General features: G+C 56.1%; 45 protein-coding genes and 1 pseudogene. 22 read left to right on the top strand and 24 right to left on the bottom strand.

From position 1 onward, the window contains the following. The first annotated feature begins 24 nt into the window (after positions 1-24). Positions 25-339 (top strand): hypothetical protein, encoded by a 315-nt coding sequence (locus ACF0H7_RS17600; protein ID WP_397448184.1) that lies wholly within the window; start codon positions 25-27, stop codon positions 337-339. 436 nt (positions 340-775) lie between these two features. Here ACF0H7_RS17600 and ACF0H7_RS17595 read toward each other — a convergent pair whose 3' ends face one another. The 15 genes from ACF0H7_RS17595 to ACF0H7_RS17525 form a co-directional block, all read right to left on the bottom strand. Next, on the bottom strand, positions 776-988 hold the full coding sequence (locus ACF0H7_RS17595; protein WP_397448183.1) for a hypothetical protein: 213 nt from the start codon (positions 986-988) through the stop codon (positions 776-778). A 58-nt stretch (positions 989-1046) separates the two neighbouring features. Further along, positions 1047-1355, bottom strand: a complete 309-nt coding sequence (locus ACF0H7_RS17590; RefSeq protein ID WP_397448182.1) for a hypothetical protein — start codon at positions 1353-1355, stop codon at positions 1047-1049. A gap of 1 nt (position 1356) precedes the next feature. Beyond that, positions 1357-1578, bottom strand: coding sequence for a hypothetical protein (locus tag ACF0H7_RS17585; RefSeq protein ID WP_397448181.1), 222 nt, complete (start codon positions 1576-1578; stop codon positions 1357-1359). A 63-nt stretch (positions 1579-1641) separates the two neighbouring features. Further along, positions 1642-1998: a hypothetical protein gene (locus ACF0H7_RS17580; protein ID WP_397448180.1), complete on the bottom strand. Its 357-nt coding sequence runs from the start codon at positions 1996-1998 to the stop codon at positions 1642-1644. Then, positions 1999-2340 (bottom strand): hypothetical protein, encoded by a 342-nt coding sequence (locus tag ACF0H7_RS17575; protein WP_397448179.1) that lies wholly within the window; start codon positions 2338-2340, stop codon positions 1999-2001. Continuing rightward, a complete protein-coding gene (locus ACF0H7_RS17570; protein WP_397448178.1) occupies positions 2337-3203 on the bottom strand; it encodes an ATP-binding protein in 867 nt (288 codons plus the stop codon). The genes ACF0H7_RS17575 and ACF0H7_RS17570 overlap by 4 nt, the downstream gene beginning before the upstream one ends. A 10-nt stretch (positions 3204-3213) precedes the next feature. Then, entirely contained in the window at positions 3214-3360 is a 147-nt protein-coding gene (locus tag ACF0H7_RS17565) for a hypothetical protein (protein ID WP_397448177.1), read from the bottom strand. Between the two features lie 7 nt (positions 3361-3367). Further along, positions 3368-4471: a hypothetical protein gene (locus ACF0H7_RS17560; RefSeq protein WP_397448176.1), complete on the bottom strand. Its 1104-nt coding sequence runs from the start codon at positions 4469-4471 to the stop codon at positions 3368-3370. 198 nt (positions 4472-4669) lie between these two features. Next, entirely contained in the window at positions 4670-4873 is a 204-nt protein-coding gene (locus ACF0H7_RS17555; protein ID WP_397448175.1) for a hypothetical protein, read from the bottom strand. Further along, positions 4870-5100, bottom strand: coding sequence for a hypothetical protein (locus ACF0H7_RS17550; RefSeq protein WP_397448174.1), 231 nt, complete (start codon positions 5098-5100; stop codon positions 4870-4872). Before ACF0H7_RS17550 ends, ACF0H7_RS17555 begins: the two co-directional genes overlap by 4 nt. After that, positions 5097-5318 carry a hypothetical protein gene (locus ACF0H7_RS17545; protein ID WP_397448173.1) on the bottom strand — a complete coding sequence of 74 codons (222 nt, stop codon included), beginning with the start codon at positions 5316-5318 and terminating at the stop codon, positions 5097-5099. The genes ACF0H7_RS17550 and ACF0H7_RS17545 overlap by 4 nt, the downstream gene beginning before the upstream one ends. 23 nt (positions 5319-5341) lie before the next feature. Further along, on the bottom strand, positions 5342-5599 hold the full coding sequence (locus ACF0H7_RS17540) for a hypothetical protein (protein WP_397448172.1): 258 nt from the start codon (positions 5597-5599) through the stop codon (positions 5342-5344). A 373-nt stretch (positions 5600-5972) separates the two neighbouring features. Further along, the gene (locus ACF0H7_RS17535) at positions 5973-6116 is read right to left on the bottom strand and encodes a hypothetical protein (protein ID WP_397448171.1); all 144 of its coding nucleotides are present in this window, start codon (positions 6114-6116) and stop codon (positions 5973-5975) included. 94 nt (positions 6117-6210) lie between these two features. Then, a complete protein-coding gene (locus ACF0H7_RS17530) occupies positions 6211-6483 on the bottom strand; it encodes a hypothetical protein (protein WP_397448170.1) in 273 nt (90 codons plus the stop codon). A 61-nt stretch (positions 6484-6544) separates the two neighbouring features. Continuing rightward, complete coding sequence (locus tag ACF0H7_RS17525) at positions 6545-6985, bottom strand: hypothetical protein (RefSeq protein ID WP_397448169.1); 441 nt, start codon at positions 6983-6985, stop codon at positions 6545-6547. Positions 6986-7389: 404 nt separating this feature from the next. Here ACF0H7_RS17525 and ACF0H7_RS17520 point away from each other — a divergent pair, with 404 nt between their 5' ends. Further along, positions 7390-7710, top strand: coding sequence for a DUF1654 domain-containing protein (locus ACF0H7_RS17520; protein WP_397448168.1), 321 nt, complete (start codon positions 7390-7392; stop codon positions 7708-7710). Positions 7711-7757: 47 nt separating this feature from the next. Here the strand turns inward: ACF0H7_RS17520 and ACF0H7_RS17515 are convergent, their stop codons facing one another. The 7 genes from ACF0H7_RS17515 to ACF0H7_RS17485 form a co-directional block, all read right to left on the bottom strand. Then, positions 7758-8336, bottom strand: a complete 579-nt coding sequence (locus ACF0H7_RS17515; RefSeq protein ID WP_397448167.1) for a hypothetical protein — start codon at positions 8334-8336, stop codon at positions 7758-7760. Between the two features lie 417 nt (positions 8337-8753). After that, entirely contained in the window at positions 8754-9125 is a 372-nt protein-coding gene (locus ACF0H7_RS17510) for an NUDIX hydrolase (protein WP_397448166.1), read from the bottom strand. Between the two features lie 698 nt (positions 9126-9823). Next, the gene (locus ACF0H7_RS17505; RefSeq protein ID WP_397448165.1) at positions 9824-10090 is read right to left on the bottom strand and encodes a hypothetical protein; all 267 of its coding nucleotides are present in this window, start codon (positions 10088-10090) and stop codon (positions 9824-9826) included. A gap of 81 nt (positions 10091-10171) precedes the next feature. Then, positions 10172-10399 (bottom strand): hypothetical protein, encoded by a 228-nt coding sequence (locus tag ACF0H7_RS17500; RefSeq protein ID WP_397448164.1) that lies wholly within the window; start codon positions 10397-10399, stop codon positions 10172-10174. A 48-nt stretch (positions 10400-10447) separates the two neighbouring features. Beyond that, entirely contained in the window at positions 10448-10687 is a 240-nt protein-coding gene (locus ACF0H7_RS17495) for a hypothetical protein (RefSeq protein WP_397448163.1), read from the bottom strand. A 26-nt stretch (positions 10688-10713) separates the two neighbouring features. Then, positions 10714-11184: an outer membrane protein assembly factor BamE gene (bamE, locus tag ACF0H7_RS17490; RefSeq protein ID WP_397448162.1), complete on the bottom strand. Its 471-nt coding sequence runs from the start codon at positions 11182-11184 to the stop codon at positions 10714-10716. Between the two features lie 73 nt (positions 11185-11257). Next, the gene (locus ACF0H7_RS17485) at positions 11258-12133 is read right to left on the bottom strand and encodes a S24 family peptidase (RefSeq protein ID WP_397453930.1); all 876 of its coding nucleotides are present in this window, start codon (positions 12131-12133) and stop codon (positions 11258-11260) included. 83 nt (positions 12134-12216) lie between these two features. On the opposite strand from ACF0H7_RS17485, the gene ACF0H7_RS17480 reads away from it, so the two are divergent. From ACF0H7_RS17480 to ACF0H7_RS17425, 12 genes and pseudogenes are all read left to right on the top strand, one after another. Further along, positions 12217-12456, top strand: a complete 240-nt coding sequence (locus ACF0H7_RS17480; RefSeq protein WP_397448161.1) for a hypothetical protein — start codon at positions 12217-12219, stop codon at positions 12454-12456. A gap of 29 nt (positions 12457-12485) precedes the next feature. Continuing rightward, the gene (locus ACF0H7_RS17475; protein ID WP_397448160.1) at positions 12486-12689 is read left to right on the top strand and encodes a hypothetical protein; all 204 of its coding nucleotides are present in this window, start codon (positions 12486-12488) and stop codon (positions 12687-12689) included. A 27-nt stretch (positions 12690-12716) separates the two neighbouring features. Further along, positions 12717-12959 carry a hypothetical protein gene (locus ACF0H7_RS17470; protein ID WP_397448159.1) on the top strand — a complete coding sequence of 81 codons (243 nt, stop codon included), beginning with the start codon at positions 12717-12719 and terminating at the stop codon, positions 12957-12959. Positions 12960-13126: 167 nt separating this feature from the next. Next, entirely contained in the window at positions 13127-13558 is a 432-nt protein-coding gene (locus tag ACF0H7_RS17465; protein WP_397448158.1) for a phage regulatory CII family protein, read from the top strand. A 65-nt stretch (positions 13559-13623) separates the two neighbouring features. Then, positions 13624-14427: a phage antirepressor KilAC domain-containing protein gene (locus ACF0H7_RS17460; protein ID WP_397448157.1), complete on the top strand. Its 804-nt coding sequence runs from the start codon at positions 13624-13626 to the stop codon at positions 14425-14427. Beyond that, positions 14427-15223: pseudogene (locus ACF0H7_RS17455) on the top strand (Pyocin large subunit-like protein). Before ACF0H7_RS17460 ends, ACF0H7_RS17455 begins: the two are co-directional and overlap by 1 nt. Further along, positions 15223-15969, top strand: coding sequence for a replication protein P (locus ACF0H7_RS17450; RefSeq protein WP_397448156.1), 747 nt, complete (start codon positions 15223-15225; stop codon positions 15967-15969). Before ACF0H7_RS17455 ends, ACF0H7_RS17450 begins: the two are co-directional and overlap by 1 nt. Before the next feature lie 112 nt (positions 15970-16081). Next, entirely contained in the window at positions 16082-16546 is a 465-nt protein-coding gene (locus tag ACF0H7_RS17445) for a hypothetical protein (protein ID WP_397448155.1), read from the top strand. Then, entirely contained in the window at positions 16536-17006 is a 471-nt protein-coding gene (locus ACF0H7_RS17440; RefSeq protein ID WP_397448154.1) for a hypothetical protein, read from the top strand. The genes ACF0H7_RS17445 and ACF0H7_RS17440 overlap by 11 nt, the downstream gene beginning before the upstream one ends. Continuing rightward, complete coding sequence (locus tag ACF0H7_RS17435; protein WP_397453928.1) at positions 17006-17605, top strand: recombination protein NinG; 600 nt, start codon at positions 17006-17008, stop codon at positions 17603-17605. The genes ACF0H7_RS17440 and ACF0H7_RS17435 overlap by 1 nt, the downstream gene beginning before the upstream one ends. After that, positions 17602-18147, top strand: coding sequence for a hypothetical protein (locus ACF0H7_RS17430; RefSeq protein ID WP_397448153.1), 546 nt, complete (start codon positions 17602-17604; stop codon positions 18145-18147). Before ACF0H7_RS17435 ends, ACF0H7_RS17430 begins: the two co-directional genes overlap by 4 nt. 177 nt (positions 18148-18324) lie before the next feature. After that, the gene (locus ACF0H7_RS17425) at positions 18325-18660 is read left to right on the top strand and encodes a hypothetical protein (protein WP_397448152.1); all 336 of its coding nucleotides are present in this window, start codon (positions 18325-18327) and stop codon (positions 18658-18660) included. Between the two features lie 228 nt (positions 18661-18888). Here ACF0H7_RS17425 and ACF0H7_RS17420 read toward each other — a convergent pair whose 3' ends face one another. Continuing rightward, the gene (locus ACF0H7_RS17420) at positions 18889-19176 is read right to left on the bottom strand and encodes a DUF6555 family protein (protein WP_397448151.1); all 288 of its coding nucleotides are present in this window, start codon (positions 19174-19176) and stop codon (positions 18889-18891) included. 195 nt (positions 19177-19371) lie between these two features. On the opposite strand from ACF0H7_RS17420, the gene ACF0H7_RS17415 reads away from it, so the two are divergent. The 7 genes from ACF0H7_RS17415 to ACF0H7_RS17385 all read left to right on the top strand — a co-directional run bounded on the left by ACF0H7_RS17415 (position 19372) and on the right by ACF0H7_RS17385 (position 21559). Continuing rightward, a complete protein-coding gene (locus ACF0H7_RS17415) occupies positions 19372-19662 on the top strand; it encodes a hypothetical protein (protein ID WP_397448150.1) in 291 nt (96 codons plus the stop codon). A 202-nt stretch (positions 19663-19864) separates the two neighbouring features. Further along, on the top strand, positions 19865-20176 hold the full coding sequence (locus ACF0H7_RS17410) for a peptidase M48, Ste24p (RefSeq protein ID WP_397448149.1): 312 nt from the start codon (positions 19865-19867) through the stop codon (positions 20174-20176). Continuing rightward, entirely contained in the window at positions 20176-20436 is a 261-nt protein-coding gene (locus ACF0H7_RS17405) for a hypothetical protein (protein WP_397448148.1), read from the top strand. The genes ACF0H7_RS17410 and ACF0H7_RS17405 overlap by 1 nt, the downstream gene beginning before the upstream one ends. Before the next feature lie 55 nt (positions 20437-20491). Continuing rightward, the gene (locus ACF0H7_RS17400) at positions 20492-20839 is read left to right on the top strand and encodes a crAss001_48 related protein (RefSeq protein WP_397448147.1); all 348 of its coding nucleotides are present in this window, start codon (positions 20492-20494) and stop codon (positions 20837-20839) included. A gap of 12 nt (positions 20840-20851) precedes the next feature. After that, complete coding sequence (locus ACF0H7_RS17395; RefSeq protein WP_397448146.1) at positions 20852-20974, top strand: hypothetical protein; 123 nt, start codon at positions 20852-20854, stop codon at positions 20972-20974. Further along, the gene (locus tag ACF0H7_RS17390; protein ID WP_397448145.1) at positions 20971-21102 is read left to right on the top strand and encodes a hypothetical protein; all 132 of its coding nucleotides are present in this window, start codon (positions 20971-20973) and stop codon (positions 21100-21102) included. Before ACF0H7_RS17395 ends, ACF0H7_RS17390 begins: the two co-directional genes overlap by 4 nt. A 13-nt stretch (positions 21103-21115) precedes the next feature. Next, entirely contained in the window at positions 21116-21559 is a 444-nt protein-coding gene (locus ACF0H7_RS17385; RefSeq protein WP_397448144.1) for a proteasome subunit beta, read from the top strand. Positions 21560-21600: 41 nt separating this feature from the next. Here ACF0H7_RS17385 and ACF0H7_RS17380 read toward each other — a convergent pair whose 3' ends face one another. Beyond that, positions 21601-21990 (bottom strand): DUF1413 domain-containing protein, encoded by a 390-nt coding sequence (locus ACF0H7_RS17380; RefSeq protein ID WP_397448143.1) that lies wholly within the window; start codon positions 21988-21990, stop codon positions 21601-21603. Between the two features lie 89 nt (positions 21991-22079). Here ACF0H7_RS17380 and ACF0H7_RS17375 point away from each other — a divergent pair, with 89 nt between their 5' ends. Continuing rightward, complete coding sequence (locus tag ACF0H7_RS17375; protein WP_397448142.1) at positions 22080-22703, top strand: putative metallopeptidase; 624 nt, start codon at positions 22080-22082, stop codon at positions 22701-22703. The last annotated feature ends 31 nt before the right edge of the window (positions 22704-22734 follow it).

Here is a 22734-nt window from a genome sequence, read left to right as displayed (position 1 = left end):
CGGCTGCCTAAAATGGAGATGCCTGTGAGCGGATTTGGCACAATAAAAAACCCACTTACAATCATTGCGATATTTGCAGGAATTGTAGAGGTTAGTTCCACTACTGTGCTTCCTTTTATAAATGAGGCAGTACAATCAATTTATATTTGGTTCTTGATGTTATTTCCAAGCTTGCTGGTGTTGACTTTTTTTATAACGCTGAATTGGAATAGCAGCGTACTTTATGCACCAAGTGATTTTCAATCAGATGATGGTTATCACAAGGCGAACAAGATGTCTGTTTCTCTTCGTAATCAGATAAATAGTGAAGTTAAAGTTCGAGGGTTTTTTGATGAATAAATTTGCTAGGTGCACTTTTTCAGGGCAAGTCATCAGAATCGATCATGGAATTTACGAAGATTGTACTTTTAACTCTTGTGCTATCGAGTATGGAGGCGAGGGGCCTATTTCTTTAGTTGGGTGCACTTTTAATACGTGCGATTGGCGTCTGGTTGGAGCGGCAATTAATACAATCTTATTTCTTCGTACGATGTATTCTAGTATGGGAGAGTTCGGCGAAAAAATGGTCGAGCAAACTTTTAACTCGATAAAGGCCACGCCGAAATCTGATTGATCATTCATCCTCATCGCTGAGTGCTAACTCAGCGCAATAAGTGGGGATGGATTAGCGCGCGAAGTCTGACATTTCGGCGATAGCGGTTTCGATTGCTTCGAAGGCTTCGCCCTGGTCCATGCCTTCGTAGCTTTTCTGAAGATCAAACACCCGCTGGATGCATTATTGCATGTCGTCCGCAGCAGAGCTTTCGCTTTCGGCGTCTTCGATCTGCGCCTCGAGGTCTTCAATTTCACCCTTGAGCACGTTGATCTCGTCCAGGTATGTACCTCGATGCTCAATCGAGCGCCGCGCCATTTCCTGCCGGGCATCCTCGTCAATGCCCGCATAGTGGATTAGCTCCTCATCACTGAGGGCGTTCGCAGGAATTCCCATGGTGTTCTCCAATGCAGGCGCCGCCCTCCGTGACCGGATGCAGCGAAATAGGTAGGGGTTATTCGTCGTGGCAGATGCGCAGCGATTCGCGCTGATAGGCGAGATCTAATTTGCGCGCCACGTTTTCGTTAATCATTATTTCGTGGCGCAATCTAAGCGCCTCGCGGGCGCCTTCACGGCCCAGTGAATGGACATGCCGTAGGCAGCCGGCCATTACTGATGCTTGCTCCTTGTCTTCGGTCCACTCCATCAACTCCAGCAGCCAGGCTTTCTCACCAGGCATGACTCGGTGCCGCAACTCTTCCTCGCCGCGAGTCTTTCGCCTCGCCGCAGTCTTCGCTGATCGGTCTTTCTGCTCGACTGCCATCTCACACCTCGATCACTTTCAAATAATTCTCAACCCATACCAGCACCGCGCCGCAGCGGATGATCCGCGTGAACGTCGGCCGGCATTCGATCCGCACCAGGTCACGCGCCCGGTACGCAGCAGCAATCACCCCAGTCTCAGTGCCGTGAATGCGATACGCCAGAATCAGGCAGAGGATCGCGTCCTCTACTGTCATCCGGTAGCTGGTAGGTTGAATCAGCATGTTGTTTCACTCCGCTGGGCGGGAGATCGATGTGGGCGCGCTTGCGGCGGCGGACGGTGGTGTTTACGCGGCGCATGGCTTGCTGATTCCGAACTCTTTCTTCACGGTCGCGACCATCGTTGCGTTGATCCCGACTGCTGCGGCCGTGTCGGTCACGGTCATGCCCTGCACCTCGATGCAGTAGCGCACCGACTGAGCCAGCAGTTCGCGCTTTCGCTTGAGGTCTGCTGACTGGTTGTCGCGGCCTTTCTTCGAACCTTTGCGCTGAGCGAAGGACTCTTGCTTGGTCAGCGCACTGGAATTGCCCTGGCCGACGCCGGTGGCGATCAGCAGAATCGATCCGCCAGACAAAAGAAAGGCAGCTTTCGCCGCCTCCAGTTCTGATTGGCGCTGAGCGCCTTCTTGAATGAGAGGGTCCATTTAGGCTCCTTTGGAGCGACTGTTGATGTCGATGCAGTGGGTTTCGGCGATCTCGCGCAGAACTGCCCGGGTGATTCCGAGCTGGGCGCAGATCTCGCGCTGACTGTGCGCGCCGGCCAGCGCTGCGACCTGTGCCGCCATCCGGTCGCGCGATTCACGGCGTGCCCGCATCGTCTCCGGTGTCTGGGTCGAGAACTGAATGCCGTGCTCGGCGGCGATGCGGTTGATGGATCGGGTTGAGCGATGCAGGGCTTTGGCTGCGGCAAATACGCCGGTATCGACGTACTGCCGTAGGGATTCAGCGACGGCGGGCTCAGCGGCCCGGTGGGCGTCCCATCTCATGCTGACTGCCTCGCTTTGCTCAGTTGTGCCTTTCGAATTTCCTTGGCGGCGACCAAGCTTGGCTTGAGGCTATCGAAGCCAGCTACGATGGCGCGCCCGGCGTTGTAGGCAGACTCAAGGGCTGCCATATCAGGTGCTCTGGCAATGTCGGCAATGGCGTCCACCAGCAACTCCTTGGCGCGCTCTTCCGGACTCACGCCAGAATTCAGCCAAGCCAGCAGGCGCTTGCCGGTGTCTTCACCGATTAACTCAGGCTGGTCAAACAGCTTTGTTCGGTCCTTGCTGGCCGTGGCGGTGTGGCCGTCGTGAGTGAGATCCAGCACCACGGTAAACTCGTAATCGGTGCCGTCGCGCTGCTCGGACTTCATGCCCAATTTGAGGATCTTTTTGCCTTCACCCTGGACCGTCTCAGTCTTGCTGCGCATGGTGCAAATGATGTGCAGTGAGCTGGTGAGAATCTTATCTGTCAGCTTCCGATGGCGCGGCGTGGTCTCGTTCCAGGCCGCCCATGTGTTGCCCCGAAACTTCTGGTGGGCGACAGTTTCGTTCTGCTCCAGGCATCCCCCTGAGCCAGTCCACTCATGCGAGTAGCTGTCGATGATCAGGGTTTCATAACCGGACTGCTCTGCGGCGATGATCGCCTCAATGTAGCGCTCGGGCGAGTAGGGGGCATGCAACTCCATCGCATCAAAGTCGGCGATGTCTGCGTACAGGGATGCGCTCCCGTGCTCGGTGTCGATCACTGCTATACGGCCACCAAGGCCCGTGGCCAGAAGCAAAGCGGAGTAGGTTTTTCCTGAACCAGACGGCCCGGCAAGTGCCAGCCGTAGCTTGGCCTGCTTGCGTTCGGCTTTCTTGAACATGGTGCTTACCTCAATTCGGTTGGTTGTCCCACTGCCGTTCAATGCGGCGGGCTTCGTCTTCGTACTCTTTGCGCTCATCGCCATCGAACTGCTCGGGCATGAATGCGCCGACCGTCATCCAGTCGAACTGAGCGGCCAATTGTGGAGTTGCGTTCATGGCTGCCTCAGTAGGTGATCGCTACCGCTGGGATGGCGTGAGTGGCGATGAGGATGACGGCCTGTTTTGCGCAAGCCTCGGGCATTCCGCCTTTGACGAACGCTTCCAGTGCGGCGCGGTTGATCTTGGCTTTGTGCGCCTTGTCGGCTTCGCGCAGGTTCTGCTGCCGGATAACCTCGTCGGCGGCGGCGCTTTGTTTGGCGATCTCGTCCAAGCGAGCCCGCTCGACTGCCTGCGCCTGGCGCTCAACAGCTGCCTTGCGGTCTTGCTCAGCACGCTGCTCGGACTCAACCTGTTCACGCCGGGCCTGTTCAGCCTTGCGCTCAGATTCGGCGGCGGCCAGCTTCAGATCGCTTTCACGCTTTAAGGCGGCGGCTTGATCGTCGCGGATGCGCTGGGCGTCAGCCTCACGTTGAAGGCGAGCCCGTTCCTCTGCGTCGCGAGTGGCTTTCTCAGCGGCCTGCTTTGCAATCAAGTCGTCGCGCTCTTTCTGCTCGCGCTGGGCCTTCTCAGCGTTGAACTGGGCGATCTGTGCCAGTTCTGCTTCATGCTTTTGGCGTGCTGTGTGAGCGGCGCGGAGAGTGATCAGCACGGCATCCTTGGCGCTGGCAGCGTCGGCGGCGAATTCTTGCCATCGCTCACCCATCGGAACTGCTTCGACCTTCACGATACGGTCCGCCAGGTCTTCGGCAATCAAGCCATCCAGATTCTCGGCATGAGCCTTCATGCGGTCGATAGCGTCGATGTGGTCGTCTTTGCGCTTTGTTTCGGCGGCCTCCCAGTCGGTCAGCGGCTTGCGAGTGGTGTCGCGCAGGGCATCCATCTTCTTGACCCAGGCTGCCAACTCGACTTCGATCGTCTTCGGCATTTCCTTGAGGCGCTTCAAGTACTCCCGGCCCGGCTTCTCAACTGCGACCTTGGAGTTGCTGACCTTCGCCGCCAAGGATGCGATCCGAGCCCGACCCTTGACCGTGGAGAGGTCTGGCACCTCGCCAGTTACTTCCGCCTTGACTGCGGTAAAGAACTTGTCCAGGCCGCCGGAGACGTAAATGATGGGAGCGTTTTCGCTGCTGATGTCGTCGATGGTGATGATTTTCTGTTCTGCGGACATGATTCATCCTTGCCACGTCGGTACGCAGCTTTGAAATTCTGGATTTATTGAGGGTTTTCGGAAGAGACTTGTTTATCTGCTCGCGCCTTGATTGCGCATTCGGCATGCTGAGTTCGCCATTTTCCTTCGTGGCGCTCGAAGTGCCCTGCGCCTACAGCGACGTGTCCGTGACACCGATAGCAGATGCCGGGGTGGCGATTACGCATTGCGTGACGCCTTCTGACTTACCCGAAATCGCAGGACTTGCAGGACGCGACCGCGATAGATTGGCTCGGCGTACTGCTCAACCGGCGGCCCAAAGTAACCTCGACGCTCGGCCAGGCTGTAGGCGTCCCGCATGTTGTGAGCGCTGATGTCTTCGAGCTGCTCATCAATGAGCGATTTAACCGGCGCGGTCGTCATGCTGAATCTCCCTGAGCTGGCGGGCAGACCAACTCCATCTGCGCGATAGTTGCCTGAATGCGAAGCGACAAGCCTTTGCGGTAGGCAGCTTCGCGCTCGGCGACCGCCTTCTTGTCATATGGGTGGAACACGTCGAACTCGTTGACGACTGGTTTAGGGTTTCCCCATTCATCCATCCGCCGGTCAAGCTCGATGCCCTGGGATCTGTCCGCATAGCTGGTGCTCATGACACAAACCGCTGTGCGTGTGCGGCGTAGTGCCGGTCAACCATGCGCTTGCGGCGCCGTGTGTAATCGGTGTGTTCGTCGTCGCTGATATCACCCTGGGCGTATGCCAGTTCCACACCCATCTGCACAGCTGCGGCTGTCATATCGGGATAGGGCGACGTTGCGTATTCGCCCAGCGCTCTCTCAATGAAGCGCACGGCTGTGTCGTGGCGGCACATGGGGATGACCTCAAGACGAAGATTTAGTCGACGCAGGAATAACGCTGCGGACAGGAATATTTACCTTTGCACTTTCCCGGCGAGTAGCAAAACGATGGGCAAGCACCCCACTTCGGATCGACGTGCTTGTTGATGCGGGGATTGGCCGGGTATGGAAGGCCTTCACAGCTAAGCGCTGGAGTGCCGCGATCAGCCTCGCCAATTACGCGAGCTTCTTCCTCGGTTGGCGCTTCGACGCAGCCAGCCGACTTACCTTGAAACGTGAGCCAGAACGTTTTCATGACTTGCTCCCTTCGTTAATGTCCAAACCCTTTCCGCCACACCATCGCGCACAGACAGTTGCCGTTGGGCTCTGGGGATGGGGTGGTGGGGAGAGTTCGGAGGGTGGTGCAGATGGTCGGCACTTCCCGACACGTATCAGGTCTGGCTTCGATAGCCCCTCGATTCATCTGCGATGGCCCGGTTACGCTGTCCGGCTCCTGCGCTCAGTGGGGCAACTGCCCATTCGAACAGGACGATTACGATCTTCGGTAGGGTGGGCCTGCCTTTCGGCCAATGCGCGGTGACATCGACGACCCTGGTGTCCGCTGCCTGTAGGGATGTTGGTCGCAGGCTTCAGGCTTTCTGCGACACACGGGATTCTTGGCGGGACGTTTATCGCCAGAGCGATATTGCCCCGTTGGTACATCGCCAGCGCTCACGCTTGTAGCGCAAGGGATCGGCTGTCACCGACTCATCACGATCCGGCTCTGGCCGTGATTCGCTGAGCGTGGTGCCGATCAGGAAGATTTGGAGCATGGTGTTCTCCAGTTGATTTGATACAGGTGGCCGCAAAGCGGTAGTGGTCTTCCGCATCCGTCTGCCCATTCTTGGAATGGACAGAGGTGATGCTTCAGTCGTCGCTTTCTCCAACCATGAGCTTTTCAATCTGCTCAGCCGTCGGCTTCTTCCAGTTTTTGATCTGGCCCGTCTCAAGGTCGATGTTCAGGATCAGGTAGTCGCCGTAGTGATCGCCGGGGAAGAAGCCAGGTATATAGCCTTCGTACGCACCGACCTTTTCACCATCAGCGTCAATGAAGTCTCCTTCGAAGCGGTCGCAAACCTTGATGTGCAGCCGTAGCTCGGTGATGTCCACCTGCACGGTTTTCTGTTGGTTGATTTTCATCTGTGACTCCCGGTTGTTTTCCCGCTCCACCCGTCACCAGGTGCAGAAGTGAAAAGGCCCGTCATGCAGTCAGCGCATTCAGCTTCTGGCGGCAGTCGCGCATCTCAGCAAGGCAGCGTTTGCCGTCAACCCGATCGCCTTTGCGGAACGCTTCAAGCGCCCAGCGCTTCCAGTCAGGAATGAAGGATTTCAGGTCTGCGATGAGATCTGCTTTGACGTTGATCTCGGATTGGTGAGTGCCGCGGACCGCATCCCAAGTGTGGGTAGTTGCCGGGATCATCGAGCCGTTTTCGCACTCGAAGGTCACCTCGGAAAAGCTCACAGCATAAAACGGCGCATCATTCCAAGCATTGATGCCATGCATTTGAGCCTGGGTGACTACTTGGTTGAACTGGATGTAGTACATGTCGCTGCCCTCCAGGGCGATTGATTTTCCGGATGCGCCTGTTGCCAAGCGCATCGAGGAAATCTGTCTTGTCACTACTGCGCCCATTCGGGTCATTCACACGGTTCGGTAACCCTCGTCAGCCCTCAGCCCCTCAACGGCTTTAGGCAGATCGCCGGTCGCCGGATAGGCGCAGCGTTTTGTCTCATCGGTTTACTGACCTCCCACCGGTGATGCCGGGAGTGACCTAAGGCCGGAGCCGTAGTCGTTCATGGCGTACGTTGTTAAAGAGCGGCGGGGCTGAGCCCCTTCGCTGCCGGTCCCTGAATCGGTACTCCGTTGCGATGGAGTGAATATGTACTAACGGTTCACAGTGGTCAAGTACCAAAAGTACATAAATCTTAAAAGTACAGAAATTCGTAGACTCGAAAAAATGGATGTACCGGGGATTTACCGCTAAGTGATGGTCGGTTATGCTCGACAAATAACTGTATATATATACAGCTTACATGGAGCGCAGTATGGGTAAGCAGCAGAGAGTGCCAAAGCAGCAGGAGAGGGTGGAGCTGTCCGGGATAGAGCGGCTAAATCTGCGTGTTTCGGGAATGATCAACCACCCGATCGCTCAGCTTCAACGATGGGTGACGATCCATCGCCTGGATACGGATGGCGACCGCGAGTGGGATGAGGTGATGGGGCTGCTAGCCGAAACGGACGGCCTGGAAACGTCGTTCAACGACGACGAATCGGTGACCGTCAGGTGGGAGAAGCTTGAGGATGATGATCGCGTGACAGAGGCAGCGGACGCGTTCGAGCGGGAAGAAGAGGAGGCGCCTTTCTGACAGGCACAAAAAAGCCCGCTCAGTGGCGGGCCCTTAGCTTGATGCAATCAGGCTGCCGGAGGTGGCATCCAGTAAGGGTCACCTTCTATACCTAGAGTGTCACGTATCCTTCCCGAGACATCTACCGCCGCCCTTTCGTTAGCGAAAGGTCCTGTGATCACGGTGTCCTTTTCCATCCCAATAATCGGCATTCCTAGCGTCACAAGCTGCTGCCGTATTTCGGCAAGCGCTTGAACGCCGGTAGATACGCGTACGGTCCAGCCGTGCCCAAGGGTCTGATCGATGGCTTCGTAGGTCGCAGGCGTGAAAACGACTGGCTCAACATCAGCGCCGCAGTGCCTGCACTTTATGGCTGCGTTTTTTATGATCTCGGCGCAGATGGGGCAGGGGCGCGAATCTCGAACTGGTTGATCGACAGCGGAGCTTTGCGCTTTCCCGCCGAAGATCACCATCAGCAGGCCGGCTATAACCGCCATGCCTGCGACCATAGTGAAGTTCTGTCGTTCTGACATCAGCCCGAGATTATTTACTCGGCCCACTCCAGTTGAAACCGATACATCCATGCTCAGCGCGCCGACTACTGCGATCAGCCCGATAACAAGTACGAAAATTCCAAATCCACGCACGCGTATCCCCTCCATAGTTGAGCGCTGATTCTACCTTGCCATCATTCTGGCGCCCAACAAAAAGCCCGCACATGGCGAGGGACATGGCGGGCGTTCTGCATTTCAGGTGTAGCTGATCCTTCAGCCCGGCCGATAGTAGGGCAGTTGATGCTGGTGCGATAGCGCAAAACCGCAGCGTGTCGGTACTAGCTACGGGGTACTCACCAGCGACAGTTAAGGTGGGTGAGGGTGTGACAAACAAAAGCCCGCCGAAGCGGGCTGGTGCCAAACCGAAGGGGAGCGGTTCGACCGGGTGAGCATAGACCAGATACGAAAAGCCCGGCGCTGGGCCGGGCTGATGCCGAACCTTTGGGGGGGCGATCCGACCAGATGAGCATAGACCAGATACATAAAGACCTGCTAACTGGCTCAATGGGATCAGCCTGGGAGCTTAACGCCAGCAAACGCGCCCACAATCGCTTTTGTAGCTGGGCTTGAATCCATATCACGAAACCTTTTACAGGGCCGCCACGTGCAAGCAGCGATTTCATTTGCAGGCAACGGCTTTCCGCGATCAGGAACAGAGGTGATGAACACGAAATGCGTCGTGTCACCCATCTCGAAACGAGCGAGGAAAATGAGGTCGTCCGCGAGCAGTCCGGTTTCCTCCTCGAGTTCCCGTACAGCGGCCTCGAATGGCGTTTCGCCTATTTCAATTTTACCGCCGGGCAACGTCCATTTTGACTTTGGTTTGCGCACGTAAAGGATTCGATCGTCCTTTCGGCATATCACTGTGGCCCTGGCCTTCATGCTGACCTCCGCTGCCCAGTAGTTCAAAATATGGCGATCTCAACAGGAGCCGCATACCTGTGAGACTTCTGTACCGACAAAACGTCACAATTAATGACCTGGCGAAGTACCCATCAGAATAGAGGGCGGGCGTGGCGGGGAAGGATGAGCCAGATACGAAAAGCCCGGCGCTGGGCCGGGCTCTAGTACGCAGGCGTTCTAATGTGCTCGCGCGTCATTTCTGACGTGAGTCGCAACTGTCGCCACATCACTGTAAAGCGAAGACGCGCTCGGGATAGACTTTAATCTGTTGGACACAATGCCAATGATTGTTAGTACCGCTACCAGCACCACGCAGATTGGCATGCATAGCAAAGACGTGATCGGGTTTTTTGCCACATACATCCTGACGGCAGACTCAATGATTTCGGAATGCCGAGCGGAAGCTTTTTTAGGAACGTACCCCGAACCTCGGAGGACGATACTCACAGCCAGCCAAATCGGCACCAGAATCGTCATGATTGGCATGAAGAACCAGGACCTAGCAAAACGATAGGTCCAATACGCTCCGTCCTTATCTTCTTCGGATACGCTTGAGTCAAGGAAGTAGGCTTCTAAGAGCTCAGACACCTTAATCTGATGTCTCAGTGCAGCGCGCCTGCAAATCACCCAATACAGGACGAGGGCGCCCGCAGCAAAAATTGATAGAGCGGTAGAAATCATCGCTTTTTACCTCCAGGGTTGCCCTTTATCCGCTTCTTAGCTGCTTTTCTTGAGCCTTGGATCCTTTTATCAATAGCTCTTTCGGGCTTATTGGCAATCATCCAGGTAAAAGCGATCCAGAAAGGTAGCAGCATCCCCATAACAATAACAAAAGATCCAAGGAACGGCGATTTGTCCCAAACAACCAGAAACAAATTTGATAAAGAGTCGAGGACCTTTTCGATACCCTCGAGCGATATAAATTTTCCTTCCTGTGATGCCATACTACTCCAATTCCTAGATTTTTCGATTCAATCAGACCCGTGGCTCTCGGGTGACAACCTAGGCTGGGATCGGCCAAAACATCAACCAACCATCCCCCGCACAATCCGCCCATCCTTCACTTCATCCGCCAGGGCCGCTATTCGATCCGCATCGTCGTAGAGCTTCGCAATCAGCTTTAGGACGGCTGCTACCTCGACACCTCGGCAGTCCTTTGTGATGTTGAGCACCTCGCTTGCGGCTTGCTCCAGGCCAAGCGATAAATCTGTGAGTTCGCGCCTCAGGTCTTGATTCGGTTTGGTGAGCCCCACGATAACCTCCTGACAGTCCGCGTTACGCCAGATGCCGCTACGGCACGCTCACTCAGACCTTAGTCGAATGATCTGCCCGGTATCCACCTCTGCGGCATACGCTGTCAGCCGATCCTCTGCCGAATGGAATACGACGCACATCTTCAGTACGGCCTGGGCGTCCGCCTCATTCCCGGCAAGACTCAACCGCTCAGCGACCCGCATCAGCTCGACGGCTGACCATTTGAAGTCGGAGGCGATGCCCTGAAGGTCGCGCTTGAGGTCTTGCTCGGGTTTATTCAGGCCCATAATCTCTCCAGTCACTGTCGCGTTAATCACTGCCCCATGATCGACTTGTACTGACGTTGATACTCGTCGTAGGGCAGATTTTTCTGCATCAACTGGCGGACCTGCTCATTTTTGTAGGCTTGCTCGCCAAGAGGCTGAGACGGCGCCGAAGTACTCGCAGGCGCCGGGGTGGGCAACGCATGGGTAATGGGCTCTTCATTCACATTATCAGCCAGGCTGTATCTCTCCACCCTGCCGGACTGATCGAATAGGACGGCAAGGTTCTGTTGTTTCATGCCCGCGCCGAATGGGCCGACTTGCACGTAGAACCAGACCGCCGAGAGCTTGCCCTCAGTGCCATAGGCCTGAGATAGAGGATTTCCGAACATCTGGATCATTTGTTCTTTAGTGGTGGAGCCAGGAACGATCAGACTTAGCGTTTCAGCATCCATGCGTTTTCCGCTATGGGCGCAGCCGGTGATGACCAGGGCAAAAAGTAGGGCGAAGACAGTACGCATTGAAAATCCTTTTCGTGAGTAGATGAATACAGCTTCCTTCTAGACTCGATGATTCAGCCAGGGGAGGTCGGCTTCAGACCAAGTGAGCATTCCACACCAGCAGCACGCGCGCCTGGATGTAGGTCTCATCTGCCCGGATATCCTCGGGCGGATGATTGGTGTTGTCCGAGATCATCTTGAAATGATCGCGGCCTTTCTTCTGGAGGCGCTTGATGTAGAGCAGATCGCCGTGGGAGAACAAATAAATTCCATCCCCCGAAAAGTCCCGGATGCTCACATCAACCAGCAGCGGATCACGGTGCTTGATCGTGGGCGCCATCGATTGGCCCCAGCCGGTTACCATCTTCAGGTGGAAGTGCTCTGTGAACTCGACGCCCATCTCGCGCAGGTGCTTTGGGCTGACCCGGATGTCCTGCAGCATTTCTGGGTAGTCGTGAGGCACCTGGCCGCCGCCCATTGCTGCGCGCACATCGTAGTGGGCAATCCATACCTCGTCGCCAACCTGCCCTGGGCGTGAGAAGTCGACGGTGATGACGTTTCCGCTTTTCACTCCTTCTGCCGTCTCCTGAACAGCATCCGCAATTTTCTGCCTAGCTTCCTCAGAAAGGTTTTTACCGTGCTTCATAAGCATTTGTTGAACGATATTGGCCGCTGAAGAAGTAACCGATGGATCGCTTTCGTCAGCAGTAGATAGCCGAGAAAAACCAGGTTCCTCGCCAGATCCGTGCTGGAGCCATTCAATCTTTACGCCAAGGTAGTCCGCGATTGCTCGCATCTTTACGGGGCCAGGCAATGACTCGCCATTCAGCCACTTACTGGACGCTTTTGGAGTGACCTTGGTTATTTCCGCGAGTCGAGCGCCCGCGCCCCACTGGTCAACACCGTGGGCAGCCAAGGATTTTTTAAGACGAGCCACGAAAGCTGCGCGTATTTCTTCGATTTGAACCATAGGTTCAATATCGCATGCGCTTGCATGTACTTTCAGTTCCGACATAATATGTACTGCAAGTTCGTATTTCACTCGGAGGCCTTATGCGGCCGCTAAAGAAATCGATTGATGATGCCGGTGGTGTACCAGTCGTTGCGCTGGCTTGCGGCAAGTCTCCGCGAGCCGTTTACAAGTGGCTCACCGCAGATTGCCTGCCACGCACCGAGTACACCGGCGAGACCCGTTATGCGGAACGTATCGCTGCCTTGGCTGCGGCGAAAGGAAAGCCTTTTGAGCCTTCCTGGCTGCTCGCGGAAGCGCACCCGAAGAAGTCTGCCGCCTAACCATCCCGCTCAAGACCGGAAGAACGCCCATGGGCTACGGAAAAAAAGAACACCGCCATGCACGCCAGGTAAAGGTTCTGCTCAACGACGAGGAGTTCATCCGGCTTCGGGAATACGCACACAGCGTCGGCACACAACACAGCCCGCTCAGCCGGGCAATTCTCAAGGCCGTTATCGAAGTCATCGAGCAGACAGGCGAATTGCCTGACTGGATCAAAGACAAGCTGGCTTAACGAACAACCCTCGCGTGAGGAAAGGCAATGAAGTTTCAAGAACCGGCAGTTCTCGTGGATCAGGAACAGATGGAAGTGCTTGAGCGGGTAGCAAACAACGCCGGCTACACAGGCGACGACCTCGTCAGGGAAGTCCTGAGGCGCGTTATGGATTCGCTTGAGCAGGCTCAGAAGGCCGGTGAGCTGGCCCATAAAAAGGCCTCGCACCTGCGAGTAGTCCGCAGCGACCTTGGCTGTAACAACGTAGTTCGTCTGCCTTTGAAGCGGTAGTACGAGTCCTTTATTGAGGACCGCAAGGTTTTCTGGGGCGAGTAGTAGGGGTCCTTTATTAGGGACCAAAACAGAAAAGTTCATGGATTCGTCCGTGATCAGTTGATGAACGAATGATCGCGGATGTGCTGGCACGGTGCCACGCGAGAAGAAGAGAGGTTTTCGCAATGGAAGAATTTGAAAGAACCCTGCACCGCGAAGTCAAGGCTGGCGGCGGGACCGCACTCGCTAAGCGCATCGGTGTGAACGAAACCCGATTGCTGGATTGCGCCAACCCAAATCGCGAAGCGCACCGCATGAATCTAGAGATGTTCGGCCAAGTCCTGACGCATCTTTCCGAAGAAGGTCGCCGCGCCGTTCTGTCCGCTCTTGCCAAAGAATTCGGCTATGACGTGATCGCTAAGGAGCGCCCAGCCCCGAAAGCCCTGACGGCTTCGATGATCAACGTCGGCAAAGAAGTCGCTGACCTGACCATCGCCGTTCATGAGGCACTGGAAGACAACCACGTATCCCAATTCGAGAAGTCGGCCATTGGCCGTGAGATCGGTCACGTCCGTGAAAGCCTGGACGTGATGGAAGCATCGGTACACGCAGCCTAAATCCCAGACACAAAAAAGCCAGGTTCGTGGCCTGGCTCATTGCTGCATCAAGTGAGGCAACTGTAATGCACCAGACAACCCAAGGCAATACCCCGCAACTCGCGCCACGTTTTGATAATTCGGAAAACGTGGCGCGCACAATTTCAATGAGCAGCATTGAGATCTCTGAACTGACCGGCAAGCAGCACAAGGATGTCATTCGCGACATTCGCGTCATGGTCTCCGCACTGAAAAATGATGGCGCAGATTTGCGCCATGTCCGCGAGGAGTACGACGGCAGGGGTTACACCTCGGTTTTTCATCTGAACAAGGAACTGACCGAGACGCTTCTCACCGGGTACAGCATACCTTTGCGTCATCGGGTTATCCGTCGCCTGGCAGAGCTTGAGCAAGCTGTAGCAATACCAGCGTTCGATATCAGCAGCCTAAACGACCCCAAGGTCCTGCTGGCCCTGCTGACCGACAACGTCCGCAAGGTCGTTGCTCTGGAGGCCGACAATACCGAGCTCAATCAGGAAAACCTGATGCTTGAACAGAAGGTTGCTGCCGACGCCCCAAAAGTCGGCTTCTTCGACGCCGTAACCGTCACCCACGAAACCTACTCGGTGGCCGAGGCAGTCAAGTTGATTGGTACCGGCCAGAACCGCTTGATGGCGTTCCTGCGCCAGCGCCGCTGGGTAACTGTCCGCAAAAACGAACCCATGCAATGCCTGATTGAGTCCGGCCACCTAACCGCGAAACTCGGCATCTTTGAGCATCCCGAGAACGGCAGGACGACTGTGTCCACGCCGCGAGTAACAGGGAAGGGGCTTACCAAGCTCCAGGCTTTGTGGGCGTGCCGGGATGCGGATCTCTTGAGGAATCAGTAATGGCCGGAGACTGGATCAAAATGCGCATCGAACTCGGCACACATCCGAAAGTTTTCCGCATGGTGTCCGCATTGAAAGCGGACAGACTTCGGATCATTGGCGGACTGCACATCGCCTGGAGCATCTTCGACACCCATTGTGATGACGGTGTGCTTGTCGGCTACACCACTGATGCGATGGATGCTGTCATTGGCTGGCCAGGCTTCACCCAGGCCATGATCGACGTTGAGTGGGCTGACCTTGATGAGTCGGGAAGCCTTGTAATGCCCCGTTTTGACGAACATAACGGGAAAAGTGCCAAGCGCCGCGCGAACGATAACGAGAGAAAGCGCACCTCTCGCACCTCTGGAAATGATGCAAAAATGTCCGCTAGTGATGCGGACAAAAAGCGGACTAGAGAAGAGAAGAGAAGAGAAGAGAAGATAAAGATCAAGAGCTTTACGGTGACGACGAGATCGATGTCGATTCTGCATTCGCAAGCTTTTGGAAACTTTACCCGCGCAAGGTCAGCAAGGACGCCGCACTCCGTGCCTGGGCAAAGCTCAAGCTGACCGCCGACCTGCTCAACACGATGCGCGCCGCGCTCGCCAAGCAATCCCTGACGACTGACTGGACCAAAGATGGCGGCCAATTCATCCCCCACGCCTCGACGTGGCTCAACGGCAAGCGATGGGAAGACGAGGTGTCTGAGCCTGTGGCGCCGGGTAGCAACGTTCACCAGTTCCCGCAGCGTCGCCAAGCCAACGGCCCCGATTTCAACGACACCACCTGGTCTGAAGACCTGGGGCCGATGTAATGACCGCCAAGGCGCCGATGAGCGCAAACAAACTCATGGCCACCATGGGCAACTTGCCGCCCGTAGTGCCGTCCATTCCCAAGCAGCTCCCGCCGGGCACCACCGACGTCGTCAACGCCTTGTTCAAGGAGCTGCAGGCGATCTTCCCTGCTTGGAGACAGGCATGGCCGGATGACGACGCCTTGCGCGCCGCCAAGCGCAGCTGGATCAAGGCCTTCATCGTCGCCGAGATCAACACTCTAGAGCAGATCCGCTACGGCCTGCAAAACTGCCGCCAGCACGGTAACGACTTTGCGCCGAGCGTCGGCAAGTTCATCAAGTGGTGTCTGCCAACGCCGGAGACGATGGGCATCCCGTCGCACGACAAGGCATTCCGCGAGGCGCTGCTCAACCTGCATCCGGCTCGCAGGACTTCGCGTGAGTGGTCGCACCCGGCTGTTCGCCACGCCGCGCTGCAATGCGAGATGCACAACCTTGCCGACCTGAAGTCAGACCAAGCCAGCAAGGTGTTCGACCGCGCCTACGACATCACCATCCGCAGACTGGTGAACGGATTGCCACTGGAAGACATCGCCATGGGCATCGGTCATGACGGCCAGAAAACCGAACTGGAGAGGGCAGAGGAATACGCCGCTCTGCGCCAGGCAAAGCTGTTGGAGATTCAGGGTATCCCATCCGCCGGCGGCGCTGCACGGGCGCAACTACTGGCCAAGTTTGGCAAAAAAACTTCGGAGCAGCGGCCATGAAACTCGCTATCGCAATACTCCTCAGCGGTTGGCTCTACACCATCATCGCCTTCAACGCTGCCGAGCGCCGCGCTGATCAGTGCCATGTGGCTGTGCAGGGTGAGGTGTTTCCATGACTGACTCCAGCGAAATCAAGCGGCTGGCTGAGGCGGCTGGCGGTGTGTCGTGGGAATGGTGGACGAGCAATTCCGTACTTCGGCTCACCACGGAGAAGATGGGTCGACACGGGCCTGACGGTGATGCGCTCAGTGCGCACGGGGATAACGTCGCTTGCCCTGAGGTATACCGCGACTTCATCGCCGCCGCCAACCCTGCCGCCGTGCTGGGGATGATCGCCGATCTGGAACGGAACCAGCGCATGTTGCTGGCTGCATGCCTGGACATGGGAGCGATTGGCAGTGCGCTTGGTGCTGACATGAACAGCGATGGTGAAGAGCTGTTGTCGCTGGTCGTGGACGTCAAGGCAGAGAACAAGCGGATGCGGTCGTTCCTCTCAGACATCAGCAAGACGTCCGGCGATAAGGGTGCGGTCATGGGTGCGCGCCAAGTGCTGAAGGAGTTTGGCTGTGACCGATAAAATCAGCATCAACTGCCAATCCAAGCTCACCGAAGCCATCACCAAGATGACCGCCATGTACCGCGACAAGAAATTCGTGGTGGTCAGCCTTCGTCCGGGCAAAGACCGCACGCTCGATCAGAACGCACTGTGGTTTGCGTTCTACAAGCGCATCGCAGAGATGACCCAAATTGGCGATGCGAGCGAGGCGCGCAAGTACTGCAAGCTTCACCACGGCGTTCAAATCCTCGTCAACGAGGACGAGGATTACCGTTCCGCATGGCACCGCACCACCAAGCACCTGTCGTACGAGGAAAAGTTTGACCTGATGGGTGACTGCAAGCTGCTTGGTCCTGACGGCTTTCCCGTAACCAGCCTGTTCAATCGCGCCCAGGGCATCCAGTACACCGACCGCATCCTGGCTGACTTCACGGCGAAGGGTGTGTTCTTCAGCGATTTGCTTGGGGAGAAGGCTGCTTGATGATTTCAGCATCCGCCAAACAGAAGTCGCCGCCGGCACGCAAGAAAAAGACCTGCGCCAACACCGCATGCGGTACTGCTTTCATTCCGGCTCAGCTCGGCCAGAAAGTTTGTGGTTGGGCATGCGGCCTGGCCATCAAAGACGTGAATCAGGAGCGGGCGCGCAAGTCGCTGGCACTGGTAGAGCGTAAGGCGATCCGCGCGGCAAAAGAGAAGGTCAAGACTCGCGCCGGGTACATGAAAGAGACGCAGACCGCGTTCAATACCTGGGTCAGGCACCGCGATGTAGATCTGCCATGTGTGAGTTGTGGCCGGCACCACAATGGCCAGTGGCATGCCGGGCATTACCGCACGGTCGGCGGCAATCCAGAGTTGCGGTTCGAGCCTCTCAACTGTCACCGCCAGTGCGCCCCCTGCAATAACCATAAGTCTGGCGACATCGTTAATTACCGCATCGAGCTGGTGAAGCGAATCGGCACGGACAAGGTTGAATGGTTGGAGGGGCCACATAAGCCGCAGCGCTACACGATTGAAGAATTGAAAACGATCAAAGCCAACTACCGGGCAATGACCAAAGAGCTGAAGGGGAGAGCGGCATGACTTATCGCAATGTGGTTGCAGCAGTAGTCCGGGCCTTGGCCGCCGAGACCATCAACAGCGCGGGTGGCTGCGATTTCGAACCGAAGGTGCAATGCGCCAAGCAAAAGGGCGAGATCGTCGGTAAGGAAGCGGCGCTTCTCACCGATTGCTGGGTATTTGGCCGGCTGCACAAGCAACTCGCCCCGCAGCTCTGGCGTGCACTGGTCGCCAAGTACTCGACGCATGATGAGCGCAAGCACTCAGCGATTCTCCAGCTGATCAATACCGTTCAATCGCCTGCGACGAAGCGCTTCCGTGAGTGCGCGGTGCTGACTTGGGCAATCCCACAGGTAGCTGGCATTCAAGGTAAGCGCTCAGCGGCCGTCTTGCCTGCAGGCTGGTACGACATTACAAATTGGGACAACGACGGCAAGCCAGAGTCGACGCGCTACCGGTGGCGTTCGAGCATTCGCAAAGCGCTGGATAACCAGGTAAACGAGGCGCTTGCTGCCGCTCATGAAATCCTTGAGGCGGAAGGCCTGATGGAAAGTTGCGCGGCGTAGCAAATACTCATTGCCAATAGTGAGAGAATGAGAGATTATTTACCCATCCTGTCGTACTTGCGCGTGTAGGTGCTCAAGACGACAAAAAGAACCCAGCCATCGAGCTGGGTTTTTTGTGCGCTTTCCAGCTGCGGGGATCAATGCGATAGTACCTTTTTGGGACCATTGGATTGTCAAATGGACTTTGCGTTTGCGTATCATGTTGCTGAGTCGTTGTCCTCTCAGTTTGGTACAGCGTACATCGCTGCAGGCATAACATATTTTTGCCTTTGGAGGCGTCATCAAACGCTCAAAAATCAGGCGGCATGGGCTGTCGCGATGATGATTGCTTTGGTGCTTGTAGCGGTCATTCCTAACGGTTTCCATGCAGCGTTCCCTACTACTGTGGCTCAGCCCGCTTTTCTTGAGGGCGCACCCCAAACGACAGATTATTCAGTGGTGTTTTTGGCTGATGTGATGTTGACGATTGGCGGCTCGATTGCAGCCAAGCTTCTTTGGGCGATCAACAATTGATCATTGATTAGCTCCGCCTAGGTGGAGATTTCAAATTTTTCAGGCCTCGCCATAGTGCGGGGTTTTTTATTGCCTACGATTTGAAGTGGACCATTGCCAGGGTGGCCTTCGGGATTCCTGGACACGGATCGACCGGTAGTGCCGCGTTTCGAAAGAGTGCCTGCAGCTGATGCGTCCGACTCCATGTGCAGCACGGGCGGCTTCGGCGATCTGGTGGAAACACATCCTTCATGGGGTGTCGAATCGGCGCGTGCGTGGACACAGGTTCCACCTGACCTTTGATACACCTTGGCTTTCAGCGGCGGTGATGATGACCGTGCGGAAATGCACAGTAGGAAGCGCGGAAAGTGGAACTCCGACCTCAACTGCCGCAATAACCCACGCATCGCAGTCGGTCATGCACTTGGCCCTATGCAGCATGACCTTCTTGGCCCCATGGAAAACGTAGTGGATCTCGTAGGTGTTGAGCTCATCCATTGCTCGCCACTCAAAAACGACTTCGGCATCTTTCGACATAGCACGCTCCATGAGCTGTTCGCTTTTTGTCCTTGAGCAAGCATATGTAGACGCCGTTTTCTAGGTAGTCAATCTGGCAACTTGCATGATGGGATTTTGAATGCCTTCGCCCGCAACACTCATTGCTCCGAGCTGGGAGTGCTGCTTGGGCCGTCTTAGTTCAACCAACGCCATCGATCTACCGGAGATTCAACCATGATGCGATTTTTCAAATACTGCGCGTTCGCGCTGTGTGCCTGTTTCGACTCCTCGGCCTTCGCTGGCGTGTTCGATCGGCCAGCTCAGGCCTTCACCAGCGTCTTCCAGCGCATCGGTGATCTGGCTGATGTCAGCTACACCCGCATGGAGCTGACGCTGGCCCAGTGGCGAACGGGTAGTGAACCCACCGATGAAGCCCTGAAGTCGAACCTGCGCGCATCCAGCAACCACTTTGAAATGGCATCGGCCAAGCCGTTGCCCGACAGCTACGGCCTGACTCCCTGCTGAATACACCTGGTTGCAATGGAAAAAGCCCGGACACGTTTCGGGCTTTTTTGTACCGCCGAGGAAAGCCGCTACCCCAGTGGATGCTTTCCCGGATGTACCGATTTCCCCAAGACCTCCAAGCCTCTGACTTGTCATGCGCAAATGGGAGGCGCCTAACTCCTTTGGCCGCTCACGGCGGTCCTTTTTATTCGATGAGGCCACCATGGCAGAACCCGCGAGCGCCGCCGCTGGCCTGATTCTGGCGAAGTACGGCGTTGCAATCGCCGGTTTTGCTGGGGCCATTCTCTCGCTGACATTCCTGCGCGGACTGACTCGGGGCCAGGCGGCCTCGGCATTCTTCACGGGCTTTGCATCAGCAATCTTCACTACTCCACTTGCCGTCAGCTTCTTCCACATCACCCCAGACGGTGAGACTCAATACGGAGTGGCGTTTCTGATAGGCCTACTGGCAATGAACATTATCCCCGGCCTCAAGGCTATGGCGGCTAAGTTCGGCGCCCAAGGAAGTGTCTGATGAACACCTTTCTCCAGATGATGGACACGGCGCTGTGCGTGCTGGTCGTATTCGCAGCTGTGGACTACCTGCGCAGGGTGCGGCCGATTGAACAGCCACTGCTGAGCATCTCGTTCTACTTGGTCGCCATCGCAGCATTCGGCGGCTTCGTGACCGCATTGCAAGGCGCTTCAGTGAGTCCATTTACCGTAACGATGCACATGGGCCTTGTGCTGTACGCCTGGGCACGTCGCGGTCATCTATTTGAGGCTTCGGCCTGATCCGCGCCACGATTTCAGATGCGCCTTTTCGTGGCGCGCGATTAAGGAGAGACCCATGACTCAAGAATATATCGGCACCAAGCAAGTAACTGCGTGGCCAGAGTTGAAAGACGCCATCGAAGGTTTCGCGGTCAAGTACGAAGACGGCTACACCAGCTGGAGCCCGAAGGATGTGTTCGAGAAGGCTTATATCGGCATCGGCCAGGTTAAGCAGCATCCGCCACACGTCCAGCGGATGATTGGCGAGAAGGCGCAGAACGATGACCGCCTGGTCAAGCTGAAGGAATTTATCGAAACTCCCGGCTTCCGCGAGCTGAGCTCCAAGTCGCAAGAGCTGCTGACGACTCAGGTCGGCGCTATGGGCGAACTGTCCGGGATCCTGGCTGAGCGTATCGCTCTCTGATTGGAGGCTCCAATGGATAACGACTGGACAGGCGCATTCGTCGTCTTCGGCATCATCTGCGCCTTAAGTGGCTGGGTCGTGATCGAAGCGGGTGTATGGATCTTCTCGCACATCAGCTTTGGCTGGATCGCATGAAGAAGAACTGGGCCGTCACAACACCAGGTCACGCACCATTCCCGATGATCTTGCTGCATGAAGCGCTCGACCATGCCGGCGCGCTGGCGTTTGCCCGCTGCATCTGGCCGAACTGCACAATTGAATAACCGAGGGGAACGCATGACGACCATTGCCTACAAAGACGGCGTGATCGCCTACGACTCTCGGGTTACTCGCGGCACGATCATTGATTACGACGACTACGAGAAATGCATCGAGGTCAAAGGCGTAAAATTCATCCTGACTGGTTCCTCTGCTGATTTTCCTGCGCTGGTTGATGCCTACTTCGGCGGTCCAATCGCACCTGTGTCGCTTGAGGCTGAAGCGCTCACTATCGACGCCGGGCAGATTTATTTCGTAGGGCACAACAAGGTTGAAGGCGCGTGGAAGTCTCTGGTACTTCCAGACAGAGCCTACGCCATTGGCTCTGGAACGTGCCACGCGCTGACCGCAATGGATATGGGTGCAACCGCCGCTGAAGCTGTCGAGATGGCGAAGAAGCGGGATAGCAGCACTGGCGGGCAGGTACGGACGTTGGTGGTGAGGGTCGCAGCTGAAGGGTAGGTGTGCCGCAGGTGAGTGCGGCACGGACGAGCATTTGTTTTTTATACTTCCCGGCGGACATAGATATTTTTGTTTTGCGGGGTTTTACGCTTTGTATGTACCACGCTACCTACGAAGCCTTCGCGAACGTTTTTGCTAAAGCTGCGGCCTACAGATTTGCGTGTTGCCGGGGATACTCGCAACCACTCAGCGGGTTCGGCAAGGTCGCGTGTAGTGAATTCAACATTGACTGCCTTCTTCTTCGCCCGCGCAACGATTGCGGCGAGCAAGACGTCGCCCATTGCGGCGTCCTCCGCATCGGCGGAAAGGGAGCTTGCACCAAGCGAGAGGAGGGCCAAGGCGGCCTCCTCAAATTTCTTGCCAGTAAGCTGAGCCTTGTTGCTGATGGTGGAAAAAAGGTCTTCTGGGATATCAATAACTACTTGGGTCATGGTAAGCCTCTGTGAATGGGTGGAAATCAAGAACTGTAAGAACATTATAAGAAATGCGTTCTTATGTAAAAAGAACTTTGGAGTTCTCGATGGGAAGGCCACATCCTCCAGCATCACTGCTCGAGCTATCCGAGATTTCCGACTCTGGTATCCGCCTTACTCCAGCCCCAGAGGTGTGGGAGTGGCTGAGCGCCGAGATCCTCGCCGACACCGGAAGCATCCACAACGAAGACCATGCTCATCTACTGGATGCAGACATCCATGTCATGTGGGCGTCATCGCACTTCGAGAAGCAGGGGCGCACGGTTCTCGGTCAAGCCGAACAGGTCGCGTTCCGCGCGGGAGGTTGGCAGAAAGCTCGGATGGAGCAACAGATGCGTGATTGGTTCGGCGATGTGCCGGCCTTCATCATCACCTTGGCCGCTGACTACTGCGCCGAGTGCAGCGACACCAACTTCTGCGCCCTGGTCGAACATGAGCTTTATCACCTGGCACACGCCAAGGATAAATATGGTCAACCAGCCTTCACCAAGGAAGGCGCACCCAAGATTGAGATGCGTGGACACGACGTCGAAGAGTTCGTTGGAGTGGTTCGCCGCTACGGTGCGAGCCCTGACGTTCAAGCGTTGGTCGACGCTGCAAACAAACCTGCCGAGGTGGGGAAATTGAATATTTCGAGGGCCTGCGGAACCTGTCTGCTCAAGTCGGCCTGAACTTCTGACAGGTTTTGACGGATGACAACCA

The organism is Pseudomonas sp. NA-150 (assembly GCF_044336365.1).
Classification (GTDB): domain Bacteria; phylum Pseudomonadota; class Gammaproteobacteria; order Pseudomonadales; family Pseudomonadaceae; genus Aquipseudomonas.
The sequence above is the reverse complement of the archived record's forward strand: the minus strand, read 5'-3'. Positions and strand labels throughout refer to the sequence as shown.

Excerpts from the sequence above, each read along its gene's own strand:
- ACF0H7_RS17595 (WP_397448183.1), bottom strand. The coding sequence starts at position 988 with ATGGGAATTCCTGCGAACGCCCTCAGTGATGAGGAGCTAATCCACTAT.
- ACF0H7_RS17590 (WP_397448182.1), bottom strand. The coding sequence starts at position 1,355 with ATGGCAGTCGAGCAGAAAGACCGATCAGCGAAGACTGCGGCGAGGCGA.
- ACF0H7_RS17585 (WP_397448181.1), bottom strand. The coding sequence starts at position 1,578 with ATGCTGATTCAACCTACCAGCTACCGGATGACAGTAGAGGACGCGATC.
- ACF0H7_RS17580 (WP_397448180.1), bottom strand. The coding sequence starts at position 1,998 with ATGGACCCTCTCATTCAAGAAGGCGCTCAGCGCCAATCAGAACTGGAG.
- ACF0H7_RS17575 (WP_397448179.1), bottom strand. The coding sequence starts at position 2,340 with ATGAGATGGGACGCCCACCGGGCCGCTGAGCCCGCCGTCGCTGAATCC.
- ACF0H7_RS17570 (WP_397448178.1), bottom strand. The coding sequence starts at position 3,203 with ATGTTCAAGAAAGCCGAACGCAAGCAGGCCAAGCTACGGCTGGCACTT.
- ACF0H7_RS17565 (WP_397448177.1), bottom strand. The coding sequence starts at position 3,360 with ATGAACGCAACTCCACAATTGGCCGCTCAGTTCGACTGGATGACGGTC.
- ACF0H7_RS17560 (WP_397448176.1), bottom strand. The coding sequence starts at position 4,471 with ATGTCCGCAGAACAGAAAATCATCACCATCGACGACATCAGCAGCGAA.
- ACF0H7_RS17555 (WP_397448175.1), bottom strand. The coding sequence starts at position 4,873 with ATGACGACCGCGCCGGTTAAATCGCTCATTGATGAGCAGCTCGAAGAC.
- ACF0H7_RS17550 (WP_397448174.1), bottom strand. The coding sequence starts at position 5,100 with ATGAGCACCAGCTATGCGGACAGATCCCAGGGCATCGAGCTTGACCGG.
- ACF0H7_RS17545 (WP_397448173.1), bottom strand. The coding sequence starts at position 5,318 with ATGTGCCGCCACGACACAGCCGTGCGCTTCATTGAGAGAGCGCTGGGC.
- ACF0H7_RS17540 (WP_397448172.1), bottom strand. The coding sequence starts at position 5,599 with ATGAAAACGTTCTGGCTCACGTTTCAAGGTAAGTCGGCTGGCTGCGTC.
- ACF0H7_RS17535 (WP_397448171.1), bottom strand. The coding sequence starts at position 6,116 with ATGCTCCAAATCTTCCTGATCGGCACCACGCTCAGCGAATCACGGCCA.
- ACF0H7_RS17530 (WP_397448170.1), bottom strand. The coding sequence starts at position 6,483 with ATGAAAATCAACCAACAGAAAACCGTGCAGGTGGACATCACCGAGCTA.
- ACF0H7_RS17525 (WP_397448169.1), bottom strand. The coding sequence starts at position 6,985 with ATGACCCGAATGGGCGCAGTAGTGACAAGACAGATTTCCTCGATGCGC.
- ACF0H7_RS17520 (WP_397448168.1), top strand. The coding sequence starts at position 7,390 with ATGGGTAAGCAGCAGAGAGTGCCAAAGCAGCAGGAGAGGGTGGAGCTG.
- ACF0H7_RS17510 (WP_397448166.1), bottom strand. The coding sequence starts at position 9,125 with ATGAAGGCCAGGGCCACAGTGATATGCCGAAAGGACGATCGAATCCTT.
- ACF0H7_RS17505 (WP_397448165.1), bottom strand. The coding sequence starts at position 10,090 with ATGGCATCACAGGAAGGAAAATTTATATCGCTCGAGGGTATCGAAAAG.
- ACF0H7_RS17495 (WP_397448163.1), bottom strand. The coding sequence starts at position 10,687 with ATGGGCCTGAATAAACCCGAGCAAGACCTCAAGCGCGACCTTCAGGGC.
- bamE (WP_397448162.1), bottom strand. The coding sequence starts at position 11,184 with ATGCGTACTGTCTTCGCCCTACTTTTTGCCCTGGTCATCACCGGCTGC.
- ACF0H7_RS17485 (WP_397453930.1), bottom strand. The coding sequence starts at position 12,133 with ATGGTTCAAATCGAAGAAATACGCGCAGCTTTCGTGGCTCGTCTTAAA.
- ACF0H7_RS17480 (WP_397448161.1), top strand. The coding sequence starts at position 12,217 with ATGCGGCCGCTAAAGAAATCGATTGATGATGCCGGTGGTGTACCAGTC.
- ACF0H7_RS17475 (WP_397448160.1), top strand. The coding sequence starts at position 12,486 with ATGGGCTACGGAAAAAAAGAACACCGCCATGCACGCCAGGTAAAGGTT.
- ACF0H7_RS17470 (WP_397448159.1), top strand. The coding sequence starts at position 12,717 with ATGAAGTTTCAAGAACCGGCAGTTCTCGTGGATCAGGAACAGATGGAA.
- ACF0H7_RS17465 (WP_397448158.1), top strand. The coding sequence starts at position 13,127 with ATGGAAGAATTTGAAAGAACCCTGCACCGCGAAGTCAAGGCTGGCGGC.
- ACF0H7_RS17460 (WP_397448157.1), top strand. The coding sequence starts at position 13,624 with ATGCACCAGACAACCCAAGGCAATACCCCGCAACTCGCGCCACGTTTT.
- ACF0H7_RS17450 (WP_397448156.1), top strand. The coding sequence starts at position 15,223 with ATGACCGCCAAGGCGCCGATGAGCGCAAACAAACTCATGGCCACCATG.
- ACF0H7_RS17445 (WP_397448155.1), top strand. The coding sequence starts at position 16,082 with ATGACTGACTCCAGCGAAATCAAGCGGCTGGCTGAGGCGGCTGGCGGT.
- ACF0H7_RS17435 (WP_397453928.1), top strand. The coding sequence starts at position 17,006 with ATGATTTCAGCATCCGCCAAACAGAAGTCGCCGCCGGCACGCAAGAAA.
- ACF0H7_RS17430 (WP_397448153.1), top strand. The coding sequence starts at position 17,602 with ATGACTTATCGCAATGTGGTTGCAGCAGTAGTCCGGGCCTTGGCCGCC.
- ACF0H7_RS17425 (WP_397448152.1), top strand. The coding sequence starts at position 18,325 with ATGGACTTTGCGTTTGCGTATCATGTTGCTGAGTCGTTGTCCTCTCAG.
- ACF0H7_RS17420 (WP_397448151.1), bottom strand. The coding sequence starts at position 19,176 with ATGTCGAAAGATGCCGAAGTCGTTTTTGAGTGGCGAGCAATGGATGAG.
- ACF0H7_RS17415 (WP_397448150.1), top strand. The coding sequence starts at position 19,372 with ATGATGCGATTTTTCAAATACTGCGCGTTCGCGCTGTGTGCCTGTTTC.
- ACF0H7_RS17410 (WP_397448149.1), top strand. The coding sequence starts at position 19,865 with ATGGCAGAACCCGCGAGCGCCGCCGCTGGCCTGATTCTGGCGAAGTAC.
- ACF0H7_RS17405 (WP_397448148.1), top strand. The coding sequence starts at position 20,176 with ATGAACACCTTTCTCCAGATGATGGACACGGCGCTGTGCGTGCTGGTC.
- ACF0H7_RS17400 (WP_397448147.1), top strand. The coding sequence starts at position 20,492 with ATGACTCAAGAATATATCGGCACCAAGCAAGTAACTGCGTGGCCAGAG.
- ACF0H7_RS17395 (WP_397448146.1), top strand. The coding sequence starts at position 20,852 with ATGGATAACGACTGGACAGGCGCATTCGTCGTCTTCGGCATCATCTGC.
- ACF0H7_RS17390 (WP_397448145.1), top strand. The coding sequence starts at position 20,971 with ATGAAGAAGAACTGGGCCGTCACAACACCAGGTCACGCACCATTCCCG.
- ACF0H7_RS17385 (WP_397448144.1), top strand. The coding sequence starts at position 21,116 with ATGACGACCATTGCCTACAAAGACGGCGTGATCGCCTACGACTCTCGG.
- ACF0H7_RS17380 (WP_397448143.1), bottom strand. The coding sequence starts at position 21,990 with ATGACCCAAGTAGTTATTGATATCCCAGAAGACCTTTTTTCCACCATC.
- ACF0H7_RS17375 (WP_397448142.1), top strand. The coding sequence starts at position 22,080 with ATGGGAAGGCCACATCCTCCAGCATCACTGCTCGAGCTATCCGAGATT.